The following is a 15,352-nucleotide window of genomic DNA, read 5'->3' on the forward strand; positions in this document are numbered from 1 at the left end:
CAAAACGAAAAGCAGGTATTCTCCTGCTTCTTCTCATTTGCTTCACGTCATTAAATCCTCAATTATTGTAGCATACTCCTTCATAGAAGAAAATGAAAACTACCTATTCACCTGTAAGATTTCTGTTTTGTTTTTTACCACGACACCTTCATAATAAACAATTTTAGATAAATATTTCACTGATGACTTATGTATAAATAACAATTGCACAATACAAAGACAAATGAATTGTATTACTAATATACGAATAAAAATTTTCTCCATCTTTTTCAACGTAATTGATTCCTCCTATCCTATATTTACACATCGTACATATAGCAGTTAATTTTATTGTCATTTTCGAGGCATACTTTTATACATTTCCATTGTCGAATTTACTCAAAACATGTTATGTTCTAAATGTATTTTTCAACTTGAAAGGGGTATAAGCATTGAAAAGAATCCTAGTTTTACACACAGGTGGAACAATTGCAATGGAGGAAGATAAAGAAACTGGGGTCGTACAACCAGGTGAAAAAAATCCTCTTTTAAAATTTATTCCTGATTTAGAAGGCGATGTTGATTTAATCGTTGAAGATGTGTTCCATCTACCATCTCCTCATATGACACCGAGCGAAATGTTACAATTACAAGTCATCATTGATGAAAGAGTAAAACAAGACAACATTCATGGCGTAGTCATTACGCATGGTACGGATACATTAGAAGAAACAGCCTATTACTTAGATTTAACAGTGCAAGCAACTATTCCAATCGTTGTAACAGGCGCAATGCGTTCTAGTAATGAATTAGGTGCCGATGGTCTATATAACTTCTTATCGGCTGTAAAAGTCGCTAGCTGTAGTGAAGCTGCTGAAAAAGGTGTTTTAGTCGTATTAAACGACGAAATTCATTGCGCTACAAATGTAACGAAAACACATACAAGTAACGTGGCAACATTCCAGAGTCCACAGTATGGACCAATCGGTATGGTAACAAAGCGCGGCGTTGTATTCCATCATGCTTTAGTACATCACGAAACATATTCAGTAAATAAAGTTTCTAAAAACGTAGTCGTTCTAAAAGCATACGCTGGTATGGATGATACATTGTTAGCAGCAATTGAAAATCTTCCAGTAGACGGGATTGTTATTGAAGCACTTGGACAAGGTAATTTACCTCCAAGAACACTTCCTAGTCTAGAACGATTAATAAACAAAGGAATTCCTGTCGTATTAGTTTCTCGCTGTTTCAACGGCATCGTTCAAGATGTATATTCATATGAAGGTGGCGGCAAACAATTAAAAGATATGGGTATTGTATTCACATACGGCTTAAATGCTCAAAAAGCACGTATTAAATTATTAGTTGCATTAGAGAATACAACTTCTCATGAAACAATCCAAAATATGTTTATGCACAATTAAAAAAGAAGCTGTCGAAGTTTATTTCGACAGCTTCTTTTTATACTTCCCTTGACGCAATGATTTGCGCAATCGCATCCCCATGAAATCTACCGTTCTCGATAAATATTTCATTCGCATTATTTCCAGCAGCAATTACACCTGCAATGAAAATATTTTCAGCGTTCGTTTCCATCGTTTCCTCTGCATAAATCGGACGTCCTGTTTTGTCATCAATCCGAACACCCATCTTCGTTAAGAAACTATGATCAGGATGGTAACCAGTCATCGCAAATACAAAATCATTTTGGATTGTATATGCCTCATCATCAACTGTAAACGTTAATGTATGTTCAGTAATTTCTTTCACGTGAGCCCCAAAATGCATTTGAATTGTGCCGCTTCGTACTAACGCCTCAAACTCCGGCAAAATCCACGGCTTAATGCTTGGTGAATACTCACTTCCGCGATATAGCACCGTTACACGAGCACCGGCTTTAACAAGTTCTAACGCGGCATCTACACTCGAGTTTTTTCCACCTATAACTACTACATCTCGATCAAAATAAGGATGTCCCTCTTTAAAATAGTGAGCTACTTTCTTCAGTTCCTCACCTGGAACGTTCATATAATTTGGATTGTCATAATATCCAGTTGCTACAACAATATATTTCGCTATATATATTTCTATACTTCCGTCACGCTTTGTCGTCTCAACCTGAAAAACTTCTCCATCCTTTTGAACGTTCTCCACTCGTTCAAAAGCATTTACACGTACAGATTTACGCTTTACTACTTCACGATAATACGCAAGTGCTTGATTTCGAACTGGCTTACGATTTTCTGTAATAAAAGCTACATCACCAATTTCTAATTTTTCACTAGAAGAGAAAAATGTTTGATGAGTTGGATAATTATAAATCGCATTTACAATGTTTCCTTTTTCAATTACTAACGGATTTATTCCTACCTTTTGCAACGAAATTGCTGCTGCTAATCCGCACGGACCGCCTCCAATTATGATAGCTATTTCTTTCTGCATACTCAGCTCACTCCTAGTCTTCTACCAATACGCTATTTATAAAAACAAGAAAAAACCTACTTACAGCAGTAGGCACCTATCTTTATTGTATTCATTTTTCATATATTTGTCATCTAAACGAAACGTACATCCGATAGACATCTGCTAAAAACTGCTGAAATTTAATACCTTGTTTCCCTAATACATTTTCAGGATCAATCTTTCTAGCTGGATCAAGTGTTTTATGTGATACGATATCTTTCTTCGGATTCAAGCCGAAGTTTTGACATAAATACGCATGATACCACGTAAAACGAGTATATGCTTCCCAAAAGTTAACATCACCACCATAACAAAGTTCCACTCCAATAGCAGCCTTATTGGCATCATAACCATATAAGTCATTATCTGTCGGCACACCATATCGAACATGATAGGCGACTTCATTTATAGGAACAATTTCCAATATTGTTTTATCATCTATAAATGTATGTGCCGAGGCTTTCGGTTGTATCTCATTAAAATAATCCCGATTGCCTATCGCATTGCTACCAGGGTTCCCCGTATCATGACTTACAATAAACCTGACTTTAGAAAGAGGAATTCCCGGTCGTGAACTTCCATATCCAATATAGTTACGCTCTATAGGAAACATCACCATTACTACCAACTCCCGCTTCAGAAGATTACTTTACTTCCTTATATATGTATTCGGTAGCAATGTCCTTATAGCATATTTCTTACGCGAAGAGAAAATCGAAAATATTTGATGTGAATACCATAAATAGTAAAATACTTACAGCAACTCCATAAAAACCGTAAAACCAAACGCAATCTTCTTTCGTATCTAAACCGAAAAATGTATTTACTGATTGCAATAATGTGCCGCGCTTACTTTGTTTGTTTCTTAATACTTCCACTCGTTCTACAACATCTGCTGGCATCATAAATCTTTGGTCTACTGTCATTTTCATTATTTATCTCTCCTTAAAATCATTTCCGTTTTGTTTATCTAAGGAGAGTATAGCACGTTTGTTCGTGTAGAACAAGCGTTCTTTTTATTTTTTATTTTATTTTTCAGCAAACGAAGTAAGAATCGTGATTACAAAGGCGATAATCGGCCCTACTACAACTGCACCAAATATTAAAAACAGCAGTCCTTCCCCGAACACCCGAACGATACTTGTTTTTTCAGATTTCGTCGTTCTCGCGAGTTCCCCCTCTAACCTCTTAACTTTTTCTTCTAATTGTTCTACGCGTTCCATCATTTCATTGTTCATATACACCACCTCACTCTTATACTTCAACAAAAAAACGTGATTCCCTCGAAAGGAATCACGTTTTCTCACGCTATAATATTATACCCAACCTCTGAAGCGACTTGCTTCAGCCATTTTACGAACACCGACCATATACGCAGCTAAGCGCATGTTCACTTTACGAACTTGTGCTGTTTCATAAATAGAATCAAATGATCTTACCATTACTTTTTCTAAACGTTGTTCTACTTCTTCTTCAGTCCAGTAGTAACCTTGGTTATTTTGCACCCACTCAAAGTAAGATACTGTTACACCACCAGCACTTGCTAATACGTCTGGAACAAGTAAAATTCCGCGATCTGTTAAAATTTTAGTTGCTTCTAATGTTGTTGGACCATTTGCAGCTTCAACAACGATTTTTGCTTTAATATTATTAGCATTTTCTTCTGTAATTTGGTTCTCAATTGCAGCTGGAACTAAAATGTCGCAATCAAGTTCTAACAATTCTTTGTTTGAAATTGTATTATTAAATAGTTTTGTTACTGTACCGAAGCTATCACGACGGTCTAATAAATAATCAATATCTAATCCGTTTGGATCATGCAATGCACCGTAAGCATCCGAAATTGCAATAACTTTCGCGCCTGCATCATGCATAAATTTAGCTAAGAAGCTACCAGCATTACCGAATCCTTGAACAACAACACGTGCACCTTTAATATCAATGTCGCGTTTTTTTGCAGCTTCGCGAATACAAATTGTTACACCTTTCGCCGTTGCTGTTTCACGTCCATGTGATCCACCTAATACAAGTGGCTTACCTGTAATAAATCCTGGTGAATTAAATTCATCAATACGGCTATATTCATCCATCATCCATGCCATAATTTGAGAGTTTGTGAATACATCTGGAGCTGGAATATCTTTCGTCGGTCCTACGATTTGGCTAATTGCTCGTACATAACCGCGGCTTAATCTTTCTAACTCACGGAATGACATTTCACGTGGGTCACAGATAATTCCACCTTTACCTCCACCGTATGGTAAATCAACAATACCACATTTTAAACTCATCCAAATCGAAAGTGCTTTCACTTCATTTTCTGTTACATTCGGATGGAAGCGAATTCCACCTTTCGTTGGACCAACAGCATCATTATGTTGCGCACGATATCCTGTAAATATTTTAACAGTCCCGTCATCCATACGAACTGGTATTTTCACTGTCATCATACGAATTGGTTCTTTTAATAATTCATATACTTCGTTTGGATAACCCAATTTTTCTAATGCTTCACTAATAACAATTTGTGTCGAATTCAATAGTTCAAAATGTTGTTCCCTTTGTTGTTGTGTTTTTGTTTGAGTTCCCTTTTCGGCTACCATAGTAAGTAAACCCCCTGTAATTTCACTTGTTTAGTAAACCTTCATTGCCTAGTATACACCGTTAAATTTGGAATGCAATAGAAAACGCTAACAAATATATACAAACTATTTCCTGTTGCAAGCGTTTTCACTATCATTATAGTCCTTTTATTACTTTTAGAAAAGTAAAATACTTAAATATTTAAATATTTTTTATTTTACTTACATACAGCACCCGGAAAAGATATATGTAAGTATAATAAAGAATGCTCCAATATTTATGATTCCCGCTATATCATTAATCGTTTTGAAATTTTCAGACCGACATTTTAGGTTTTTCCAAATAAAAAACAAAACCTTAGCTATGTTATATTAGCTAAGGTTTTGTTTTTTCACAAAGTAATTGTGTATTTGTTCAATTGCTTGAGAAGCCATTAATTCTTTACCATACTCCATTAGACGATAAATAGTTGCTGTAGACGGATTACCATATTCCGCTAAAATCGCTATAAAATCTGCCTTCAGTAATTGAACTTGCTCCTCTTCTTCCATCCAAAGATAGAAACGACCATCCCACGTATATAGTTTTCCGCCAGTTACATCAAGGTTATATAAACGATTCGACAGGTTAATTACGTCGTCTAGTGTAGCAAACTCATAAAGTATATGCTCGCTTTCATCTAGAGTCACTTGCATTTCAATAAACTCGTCACGGAACTCATCATCTGTATCCACATCTTGATGTTCTTTCGTTACAATTACGACCATTCCTTGCGCTTGTAGAGAAAATACTTCAACCGCAATCGGACCATCCGCTTCAAATCCTAGTTCCTTATTTGCTTCTTGCATCATATCACGAAATAATTGCTGTACTTTTGGTGCATTTCTCCACAAATCTTCTTTCGTTAATCCTCGTTCAGATAAATCATCAAATGTTAAGAAAATTTTTATCTTATTGTAATTTAATCGTTCCAGCCTCATCTCATACCCTCCCTACGTAACCAATGAATATAATTCTTATTATATGAAATAGAAAATAGATGGTTCTTTTCGAACAACTATTCTAACATTTTTAACCAATCATCCCATTCTTCTTTCGTATCACCAATTAGGCATGTTTGAATGTTCAACTGATCTCGAGAACCTATTTCTCCTATAAACCCAACAGAAAGGCTCTCACTTTTTTCTTGCAACAAATTCATGTCGTTCATCGCGTTCTTAAGTTCTCGTCCGTCATCAAAAGAGACTACTACATATGTAGGTTGTATTTGCTCAACAGCTAACAAAATACCATCTTCCGCTAAGCTTGACCTAATATATATCACCTCATATCCTTTTAAGCGTAAATACGTTGAGAAAACAAACCCTTTCAACATATTATTTTCTAACACGACAACTTTGTGTATAGAAGAAAATGATGATGCATTATGATACACCATTCCTAGACGAGTTTGTAAAAATGATACGACATATTGGAATTGCACCAATGTAATTTCATTATTATTTTTTAACGTTAACAATTTATTTGACACTTGAAGAACAATACTTGCTATAACTTTTTCTGTTGCATAAATACTGAAAGCCTCGTTTAACAATGCAGAAATTGTAATTTCATCAAATTTTAACAAAGCTTGTAGTAAATCGTCCACTAAAACAACTTCTCTATCGTAATGTATTTCTTTTTGAACATTACGCTGCAAACGATTCCCTTCTAATAATTGAACCGCTTGTCCAATCATCATGCCGGAAGAAACCTTGTCCATTAACCATTTCAAAGTTTGAATATGCTCTTCTGTATATAATCGATGCCCCGCATGATTCCGCTTTGGGGCAATAATTTGATATCGTCTTTCCCATGCACGAAGCGTACTCGGCTGAATTCCAATTATATTCGAAACAGCTTTTATGTTATATTTTCCGTTTAGAGTTGGCATCATTTCCCTCCGCATAACGTAATAATATGTGTTTGAGCAGGTGCTCGGAAGCGAAGTGGAATCAACGTTGTTCCATACCCATTACTAACAAAAAGAGTCATATTTGAATGCTTATATACGCCACCTTTTAAATGTTTTTTAGATGGGAATAATCGAATCTGCCCTCCATGTGTATGTCCACTTAACACAAGTGAAATTTGTTCTTTTCCAGATATTTTATTTATTATATCAGGGTTGTGGCTAATTAATATGCGAAAACCATCTTCTTTGCAATCAGCCAACGCTAAATCTAAACGATCACGCTTCAAACCAACATCATCTACACCGAGTAAACAAATTTTTTCTCCTAGTTCAGACTCAAATACAACTCTTGTATTATCTAAAACTTTCACATTATTTTCTAATAACAAAGCATCTAATTCATGATATTCAATCTCATAATCATTATTTCCCCATACAAAATATACAGGAGCTATCGCTCTTAACTTTTGTATATTTGCAGAGATTTTCGATAAAGGGACGCCTCTTTCCGCTAAATCACCGCCAATAATTACAAGGTCTACTTTTCCTTTTACTTGTTCAATTAATGAACTTGAAATGACTCTTCTATGAATATCAGAAATAAAAAACACCTTTACTTTTTGAAAACTTTTCGGAAATTCTTCAAAAAGTAAAGTATGTTCTAACACAGTATTACGCATCGCTTCTGTATACATTACAAGAAGAAATATAATACCAATACATATGAGAGCACTTAATAAGATAATCCATATCATATATTTTTTACTCCCTTCCTCATAAAGATAATCCTCAGTTTTTATAGTAGGTATGTTACTAGCTATCCTGCTTTGCGGACTTTTCTTTTATCGGAATTTTTATTTCTTGACCTACATTCACTTCATCTTCTTGTAAATCATTATACTTTTTAATTACTTCAATTCCAGTTTCATCTGAAAAATATTGCTTCGCTATACTTTCTAAAGTTTCTCCCTCTTTCACCGTATGCGTTACTACTTTCTCAGATGTTGCCTCAGACTCAGATTTAGCTGAATCAAAGAAAATGACCTCAAACGCACTTTTCCCAGCGTTATTACCATCACTTGTCACCTGAATATATTTATCTGTATACCATAAAATACTAATTGGTAGTAATATGAATAGAAATGTTAAAACCCGGACGAAAATATGATTCATTTTAAACTTTTCTTTTTTCTCTTTATTTCTATGAATTTCACTACGCGGCGGTAAACCTTCTTTTTCTTCCACTCGCTCAACTTCTAATTCCTCTTCAAAATCAGGAATTCGTTTTCTCATGTTGTTCACCACCACCTTCCATTTATTTTCTTAATTGGAGTCCCATTATAAAATCAACAAGAAAGTGTGCAAAGATTGTTATAAACAAATTTCCTGTCCATTCAAATACGTAACCAAAGACAAAACTAATGAAACAGACGAAACAAAACAAAAATGGCTTTGTTATATACCGAATATGTAACACTGCAAATACTAAACTCGCTATCACAATTCCAAAGTGAGTCTGCACTACACCTCTAAATAAAAATTCTTCTGCAAAGCCGATAATGAACGTAATAACAAGTAGATGCATAACTGACATTCCTTGAAACATCCTATCGTTAATACCACCATCATCAAACCAAGACTCTGGAAATACTCGCATTGCAACATAATCTAATAACACAATACCAATCGCCAAAAAGCCACCTATTATAAGTATAGACACCGGTTCCCATTTCCACAGACTATACACCGATTTTATATCTCGGAATAATATATATGCTAGTAAACAACCGATACCGATAATAATGAACTGTGTGATATACAGATTCAGTCTTATTTCTTTCGGACTCATATCTTCAATATTATGCCTTTGAATGTCCATCATTCCCCCATCTTTTCTAGACCGAAAAGCTTTTGTAACTCTGTTTCCCAATTATAGTCGAAATCCGATTGTTGCGCTTGTCTTTTTTTATAATCTGTTTTTGTAATACCACAATAGTCACAGCAATTTTTTAACTCGTTCTCTTTTCTATAACTGAACTGTTGCAACAAATATTCACGTCTACATCCTTTCACTTGTATCCATGATTTCATGTTTTCTAGCTCACTATACTTATTACGTAGCCTTATTTCTACTTCAGCTATTAATCTGTTCATAATTTCATCTGACAAGCTCTCTAATTTTAATTTTCGCTGTTGTATGATTCCAAGCTGTTCGAGATGATAGCGGATGAAACGCCAATATTGTTCATTAAATCTTGCTGCATTATAACAAATTTCTTCTACCTCTTCTATTGGTAATTCTTTCGTTTGAAACATTCTTTCTTGTAGTAAAGAGAATAAAAATTGTATTTGCGACTGACTTGGCAATTCATCTTCAATTATTGAAATTGGTAAATCGTGATCTAACGGACTACATAGTAAGATAGCTATACTCGGTTCACCATTTCTTCCAGCTCTTCCGATTTCTTGTAAATAGGAAGCTATATTAGTCGGATAATGAAAATGAATAATATAGCTCGTATTCGACTTATTTACTCCCATACCAAAAGCACTTGTACATATTACAAGCTGCAACTGGTCATTCATAAACTGCTGTTGAATTAACATACGCTCTTCATGTTCCATACCCCCATGATAAAAAGCGACACCAGTCACGCCTTTTCCTCTTAAATATTCCGTTAAACGTTCTGTCCACGCTCTACTTGAACAATATACAATCCCTGGTCCTTGCAAATACATCACCTGGTCCAAAAGCGCCTCTTTCTTCTCTTCTATCGTCTCCACAAATTGTACTTCCATTGCAATATTCGGACGATCAATAGAGTATACATGCTGGGCGACATTCTTTAAACTCAAACTCTCTGCTATATCCCGGAGTACATCTTTCGTCGCTGTCGCCGTTAATGCTAGCACCGCAGGAGACCCGATATTCTCAATGACTACATTTAGTTTTTTATAGTCTGGTCTAAAATCATAACCCCATTGTGAAATACAATGAGCCTCATCCACAACAAATAATGAAATATGAACTTTCTTCAATTCTCTTATTAACACTTCCGACTGCAACATCTCTGGTGAAACAAAAATAAATTTATATGAAGCTAATTTTTTCATCGCTTCTCTTTTTTCGTGTAATGTCCGAAAACTATTAAATGCTATTACTCGGTTTTTCACTACATACTTTAATTGTGTAACCTGATCTTCCATCAAAGATAATAATGGTGATACAACAAGTACTGTTCCTTCTTGCATTAGCCCTGGAAGTTGATAGCACATAGACTTCCCTCTTCCAGTCGGGAGCATCGCTATAACATCTTTTCCTTCTAATAAATCTGTAATTACCCCTTTTTGCCCTGGACGAAATTCAGAATATCCAAACCATCTATATAAATATTCCTCAAGCTTCATTTATACCCTCCATCCGCGCCAATACAAGACGAACTTCAAAATAAGAGATACCCTCTCCAACCGCTTGTTTCAACTCACGCAACTTACGTGTTTGTAATGCCTCAATTACTTTTGTTACTCTATCTATTTTGTCTTTTTCCATAAACATCTCGATTGAAAACTCTTTTTCCCTCAAAGCAATTTCAACAAAATGATCTTCTATCGTTGCAACCTTTAAATTTCTAATTATCGCTATTTCATCTAAAGAGCGTCCTTGTCTCCAAAAATTATATGTTTTTTTCGTTGATAAACTAAATAATTCAGCTCTCTCATTTGGATAAGAGATAATCTCAGCTAATAGCGGAAATTCATTTTCTTTATCGCGAACTTCTTGTATAAAGAAGTGAATTGTACCCCAAAATAAAAAATACACCTGGAATATATCTTGTTTCGTAATTTCCGCTAATTGCTGCAATGTACAACCGATACGTTCATATCCTGTTAATCGATATGTTACAATCGTCGCTTCTACCACATCACCTTTTCCTAAAAGATTATGTATTTCTTTCCATAATCTTTTCGCCAATTCACTTCGCCTATATGGTACACCTGTTAAAAAGCGTTTTACCCACACCATTATTTCTGTATCTTGTTGAATAGGAATAAACTTCGTATTATTCTGTTGTAAATTAGATATAGTTTGAATAATTAATGATAATCGTTTCCAAAATGTTTCACCTAATTCACCATAGTGCAAACCATGTAAATGCGCGGGAAAAGCATACACTTCCTCCCATGTATGCAACTGCATTTTACCTTTAGATGTTAACAAATATGTATTTTCATGTATTTCTTGAATCAAATCTGCTTGCAACAACTTTGTAACTTCACGATCATAGTCTGTTCTATTTAACGATTTATATATTCCAAACAAAAATGAAATTCGGAACATATTCCCATCTTGTAACGTTTGCGAAGATCGTTTTCCTTTTAATAAATAATAAATAGAAGAAACGGTCCTTTCACCATTCAATTGTTTTAAACAATACAATAAAGTATATTGTAGTTGCATTACCGCTTCCACCTTTCAATCTAACTTAATTACTTTTTAGTATGATTGCACCATTCTACGTTACTCATTAAACTTATCATATCGGCACTATGTACTTGTATATAGTATATTGTACCAAACGAAATAACATTTACGTATTTTGAAAATCTTATGACATAATGCAAAAATTAGTTGACACTCTAATTGATAAGGATTATCATTATAATTTTATGTTGAAAAGTTTTAAAAACCGTTTTACAATAAGGTTATAATTTTTATGGCGAGCTTTTCACATACATATTATCAGGAGGGAAAAAAGATGGCAAAATATACAATCGTTGATAAAGATACTTGTATCGCATGTGGTGCTTGCGGCGCTGCTGCACCAGACATTTATGATTATGATGATGAAGGTATTGCGTTTGTAACATTAGACGATAACCAAGGTATCGTTGAAATTCCAGATGTATTAATTGAAGATATGATGGATGCATTCGAAGGTTGTCCAACTGACTCAATTAAAGTTGCTGATGAATCATTTGATGGCGACTCTTTAAAATTCGAATAGTCTTTTATTAACTTCAAAAAATATCCCTCATTAATATGAGGGATATTTTTTGTTTTCTATTTTCATTCTACTTAATAAAAAACCATTAGTAGTTCCATACTACTAATGGTTTTATTTTACATTTATGCATTTTTCATTTTTGCAAACACCCATACTTTCAGGCGTGAGAATAACGCTACAAATACAATTGTCACAACAATTCCTTTAATCAAATTAAATGGTAAGATTGCAGTTACAACCGTCGTTCTTATAGCTTCGCTAGACATAGCTGGTGAATTTAAAAACCAAGTGTAAGCTGGGAATATGATGATGTAATTTAATACACTCATAATGAGCGCCATTGTAATTGTCCCTAGCATTAATCCTGTCGTTAAACTTTTAACAGTACGATACTTCCTAAATAAGAAAGCTGCTGGTCCAATAAATAAACATCCTGCAATAAAGTTAGCTATTTCTCCAACTGGTACTCCCGTTAAACTCCCTTGAATCCCGTAATGTAAAATGTTCTTTATCGCCTCTACAATTATCCCTGCAACTGGCCCGAAAATAATCGCAGCAATTAAAGCTGGTACATCACTAAAATCAATCTTTAAAAATGGCGGAAGTCCAGGGAACGGGAAGTCCAACATCATCAGTAAATATGCAATACTACTTAGCATCGCTACACTCACCATCTGCAATACACTGTTTTTTTGTTTCATCTTTCTCTCTCCTTTTCCATCGATCTTCTCATGGAAAGTGGAAAGGTTCTGCTATGCCTACTTTTTCATAGAACGAAAAAACCCTTTGTGTTTTACACAAAGGGAGAATTTAAGGCACATCAAACAGACGTTCAAATCCATATCTTTTTTGAACGCTTGAACCTCCATCTTCTCCCATCCAGACTGTACTGTCGGCTTTGGAATCACACCAAATCCTGCCTTAACGGCTCGCGGGCTTAGAACAAAATCACATATAGTTCATCACCGCCGGTCGGGATTTTCACCCTGCCCCGAAGATAGACCGATATTCTATTTTCCATTTCATTATACAACAACATGATCGTATTGTGAACAAAAAAAGCGTAACTTATTAAAAATAAGTTATTAATTTTATATAACCAAAACTAGTCATTTTATTTTACAATACACCCCATATTTTTTAGTATTCGGCATTTCTCCTATGAATCCCCTAGTCATATATAATTAAAAGTGATAAGATGTTGAATTGTTAAGATAAGAACATTTTCTGGATTACGGAGGAAATGTCATGGAGAAAGAAAAGAGACACTCTATTCGAGAAGCAATGAAAAAAAACTTACGAAAAGAATACTTTTACTTAAAAAAAGAATTACTTTTCTACTGCCCAATTGATTTAGGCACATTCTCAAGCGAGACATACTATGCTGCTTTCGACGAGGATGGCATCAGTATTTATCAGTATGATAAAAAAACAGAAAGTAAATTAAAATTATGTGAGCGTCATCCGTGGAAGAGTTGGAATAAAGTGAAGGTGGATCATTATTTAACAACCTCTCAATTTATTTTCCAAGGGGAGCGAAACTGGATATTATCCATTTTCCAAAAAGGAAAAGAAGCTCAAAAAATAATTGAAGAGCATACATCTTTACAAACTGAAGTTGTGTCCCGCTCTTTCTTGAAAAAACTTCCAGGTTTTCGTTCTAATGCACCATTGAATAAGTACATCGGCAGCATTTGCTACACTGCACTTATTGCATTTTTATTAAAATGGATGATTCCATTTCAAGCACCACAAATCGCCCTGTACTCCATTTCAATCGGTTTTATGCTTCTTGGTTTACTTTGTTTAACAATCGGTTTAATTGAACCGACTATTGTACTGTTTCGAACAAATGAAAAAACAAGAACGAAAGTATTTTACTTATATAGCTACTTAGCTATTTCTGGATTTATATGTGTCTTTATTTTTTGGTAAAAAAAGAGCTAGTTAAACTAGCTCTTTTTTACTTTACGTATAATTGTTGATTTGGATAAATAAGCTCTTGCTGCAAGCCATTTTTTTCTTTTATTTCCTTAACTGACATACTAAATTTCCGTGCAATACTAACTAAAGTGTCCCCTTTTTGGACGACATATAATGATGAAGAAACGGCTTCATTTCTTTGTTCATGTAAAACAAGCAACGGATTCATCGCATTCTTTTTCGCCATCGTCCATCTTCCTTGATGAACTTCTAAATGCAAGTGCGCACCTCGCGATTCTCCTGTATTTCCTACTTCTCCAATTATTTTTCCTTTTGAAATATAATCCCCTTGAACTACATATCTCTTATTTAAATGTGCATATACAGCCTCATATTCTCCATGTTTAATAAATACAACGTTTCCGTAACTACTGGAATAATAAGACTTTGTTACCTTACCTTCTTGAATTGCTGCCACAGGCGCGCCGATCGGTGCCGCTATATCTATACCGTAGTGTTTTCCGTGCCTTGTCCCAAAATAATCACTTATCTGTCCTTCAACAGGCCATGTCCATTGATTTCCCTCAGCGTACACATGTAATTGAGATAAAAACAATACTGTCAATAACATGACGCCACATTTTAACACTTTCATATACATCCTCCGTTTTCTAATTACCACCATACCTTCTCTATTTTGGTATATTACAGAAAAAAGTATACAAAAAAAGAAAGTGGATCACTCCACTTCCTTCTCATTTTTATCCCGAAAAACGATTGCACTACGATTATACTCTACATCTTTTACTTGTAATCGAGCATTTATTACTCTAGCTACTGCAAACAAATAATCAGATAATCTATTTACATACTTTAGAATAACTTCATTGATTTCTCCTTCTTTTTGTAAAGACACTATACATCGTTCTGCTCGCCTTACAACTGTACGTGCCATATGAATAGCAGCAGCCGGTTCGCTTCCACCTGGTAAAATAAAGCGCTCTAGCGGCGGTGCTTCTTCTATATACAAATCAATCCTTCTTTCTAAGCTTTCGACCATTTCAATCGTCACTTTATAAGGGATTTTCCCTGCTACTATCGCCAAGTCTCCTCCACAATCAAATAATTCATGTTGAATATTTTCAAGTTCATTGTAAATATCTCCGAAAGACCCGCCTTGTAGCTTCTTCATCGCATACCCAATATGAGAATTCGCCTCATCTATTGTGCCATATGCTTCAACTCGGATATCATCTTTATCCACTCTGCCACCTATTACACTTGTTTTCCCTTTATCTCCTGTTTTTGTGTATAGTTTCATCGCTTTACGACACCCCTCTTATTATTCTTCATTCGACTAAGATAGAAAAAAGTTCTACTATTATTTATTTAATTGATTTACAAAAAAATAAAAACAGTAGAACTTTATTCATTATCAACT

Annotated in this window: 19 protein-coding genes and 1 riboswitch; of the genes, 3 read left to right on the forward strand and 16 right to left on the reverse strand. The window is 34.7% G+C overall.

What is annotated here, in order from left to right; all coding sequences use genetic code 11:
• Nucleotides 1-99: 99 nt before the first annotated feature.
• Nucleotides 100-273 (reverse strand): YpfB family protein, encoded by a 174-nt coding sequence (locus ACTFOB_RS13915; RefSeq protein ID WP_192797639.1) that lies wholly within the window; start codon nt 271-273, stop codon nt 100-102.
• 158 nt (nt 274-431) lie between these two features.
• Here ACTFOB_RS13915 and ansA point away from each other — a divergent pair, with 158 nt between their 5' ends.
• Nucleotides 432-1,406, forward strand: coding sequence for an asparaginase (gene ansA, locus ACTFOB_RS13920; RefSeq protein WP_440025186.1), 975 nt, complete (start codon nt 432-434; stop codon nt 1,404-1,406).
• Between the two features lie 37 nt (nt 1,407-1,443).
• On the opposite strand, the gene ACTFOB_RS13925 is transcribed toward ansA, so the two are convergent.
• The 12 genes from ACTFOB_RS13925 to ACTFOB_RS13980 all read right to left on the reverse strand — a co-directional run bounded on the left by ACTFOB_RS13925 (nt 1,444) and on the right by ACTFOB_RS13980 (nt 11,441).
• Nucleotides 1,444-2,424, reverse strand: coding sequence for a YpdA family putative bacillithiol disulfide reductase (locus tag ACTFOB_RS13925; RefSeq protein ID WP_440025187.1), 981 nt, complete (start codon nt 2,422-2,424; stop codon nt 1,444-1,446).
• Nucleotides 2,425-2,533: 109 nt separating this feature from the next.
• Complete coding sequence (locus ACTFOB_RS13930) at nt 2,534-3,064, reverse strand: peptidoglycan recognition protein family protein (RefSeq protein ID WP_098585663.1); 531 nt, start codon at nt 3,062-3,064, stop codon at nt 2,534-2,536.
• A 79-nt stretch (nt 3,065-3,143) separates the two neighbouring features.
• Entirely contained in the window at nt 3,144-3,380 is a 237-nt protein-coding gene (locus ACTFOB_RS13935; protein ID WP_098385274.1) for a DUF3961 domain-containing protein, read from the reverse strand.
• Nucleotides 3,381-3,473: 93 nt separating this feature from the next.
• A complete protein-coding gene (locus ACTFOB_RS13940) occupies nt 3,474-3,683 on the reverse strand; it encodes a hypothetical protein (protein ID WP_440025188.1) in 210 nt (69 codons plus the stop codon).
• Nucleotides 3,684-3,761: 78 nt separating this feature from the next.
• Nucleotides 3,762-5,048: an NAD-specific glutamate dehydrogenase gene (gudB, locus tag ACTFOB_RS13945; protein ID WP_000225171.1), complete on the reverse strand. Its 1,287-nt coding sequence runs from the start codon at nt 5,046-5,048 to the stop codon at nt 3,762-3,764.
• A 351-nt stretch (nt 5,049-5,399) separates the two neighbouring features.
• Nucleotides 5,400-6,008 carry a genetic competence negative regulator gene (locus ACTFOB_RS13950; RefSeq protein WP_001235391.1) on the reverse strand — a complete coding sequence of 203 codons (609 nt, stop codon included), beginning with the start codon at nt 6,006-6,008 and terminating at the stop codon, nt 5,400-5,402.
• A gap of 77 nt (nt 6,009-6,085) precedes the next feature.
• On the reverse strand, nt 6,086-6,961 hold the full coding sequence (locus tag ACTFOB_RS13955) for a MerR family transcriptional regulator (RefSeq protein ID WP_440025190.1): 876 nt from the start codon (nt 6,959-6,961) through the stop codon (nt 6,086-6,088).
• Complete coding sequence (locus tag ACTFOB_RS13960; RefSeq protein ID WP_440025191.1) at nt 6,961-7,737, reverse strand: metallophosphoesterase; 777 nt, start codon at nt 7,735-7,737, stop codon at nt 6,961-6,963. The genes ACTFOB_RS13955 and ACTFOB_RS13960 overlap by 1 nt, the downstream gene beginning before the upstream one ends.
• Nucleotides 7,738-7,795: 58 nt before the next feature.
• Nucleotides 7,796-8,275: a LysM peptidoglycan-binding domain-containing protein gene (locus ACTFOB_RS13965; RefSeq protein ID WP_440025192.1), complete on the reverse strand. Its 480-nt coding sequence runs from the start codon at nt 8,273-8,275 to the stop codon at nt 7,796-7,798.
• Between the two features lie 22 nt (nt 8,276-8,297).
• Nucleotides 8,298-8,861 (reverse strand): lysostaphin resistance A-like protein, encoded by a 564-nt coding sequence (locus ACTFOB_RS13970; RefSeq protein WP_440025194.1) that lies wholly within the window; start codon nt 8,859-8,861, stop codon nt 8,298-8,300.
• Nucleotides 8,861-10,390, reverse strand: a complete 1,530-nt coding sequence (locus ACTFOB_RS13975) for a RecQ family ATP-dependent DNA helicase (protein WP_440025195.1) — start codon at nt 10,388-10,390, stop codon at nt 8,861-8,863. The genes ACTFOB_RS13970 and ACTFOB_RS13975 overlap by 1 nt, the downstream gene beginning before the upstream one ends.
• Nucleotides 10,380-11,441: a helix-turn-helix domain-containing protein gene (locus tag ACTFOB_RS13980; protein ID WP_440025196.1), complete on the reverse strand. Its 1,062-nt coding sequence runs from the start codon at nt 11,439-11,441 to the stop codon at nt 10,380-10,382. The genes ACTFOB_RS13975 and ACTFOB_RS13980 overlap by 11 nt, the downstream gene beginning before the upstream one ends.
• A gap of 298 nt (nt 11,442-11,739) precedes the next feature.
• Between ACTFOB_RS13980 and ACTFOB_RS13985 the strand changes: the two genes are divergently transcribed.
• A complete protein-coding gene (locus tag ACTFOB_RS13985) occupies nt 11,740-11,988 on the forward strand; it encodes a ferredoxin (protein ID WP_001151994.1) in 249 nt (82 codons plus the stop codon).
• 122 nt (nt 11,989-12,110) lie between these two features.
• Here ACTFOB_RS13985 and ACTFOB_RS13990 read toward each other — a convergent pair whose 3' ends face one another.
• Entirely contained in the window at nt 12,111-12,689 is a 579-nt protein-coding gene (locus tag ACTFOB_RS13990; protein ID WP_151631089.1) for an ECF transporter S component, read from the reverse strand.
• 162 nt (nt 12,690-12,851) lie between these two features.
• A riboswitch (FMN riboswitch) is annotated at nt 12,852-12,991 on the reverse strand.
• A 245-nt stretch (nt 12,992-13,236) separates the two neighbouring features.
• Between ACTFOB_RS13990 and ACTFOB_RS13995 the strand changes: the two genes are divergently transcribed.
• The gene (locus tag ACTFOB_RS13995; RefSeq protein ID WP_151631090.1) at nt 13,237-13,923 is read left to right on the forward strand and encodes a hypothetical protein; all 687 of its coding nucleotides are present in this window, start codon (nt 13,237-13,239) and stop codon (nt 13,921-13,923) included.
• 28 nt (nt 13,924-13,951) lie between these two features.
• On the opposite strand, the gene ACTFOB_RS14000 is transcribed toward ACTFOB_RS13995, so the two are convergent.
• Together ACTFOB_RS14000 and ACTFOB_RS14005 are read right to left on the reverse strand one after the other, a co-directional pair.
• Nucleotides 13,952-14,566 (reverse strand): peptidoglycan DD-metalloendopeptidase family protein, encoded by a 615-nt coding sequence (locus tag ACTFOB_RS14000; protein WP_440025198.1) that lies wholly within the window; start codon nt 14,564-14,566, stop codon nt 13,952-13,954.
• 84 nt (nt 14,567-14,650) lie between these two features.
• Entirely contained in the window at nt 14,651-15,232 is a 582-nt protein-coding gene (locus ACTFOB_RS14005; protein ID WP_440025199.1) for a cob(I)yrinic acid a,c-diamide adenosyltransferase, read from the reverse strand.
• Between the last annotated feature and the right edge of the window lie 120 nt (nt 15,233-15,352).

The organism is Bacillus cereus group sp. MYBK79-1 (assembly GCF_051915365.1).
Lineage (GTDB): Bacteria > Bacillota > Bacilli > Bacillales > Bacillaceae_G > Bacillus_A.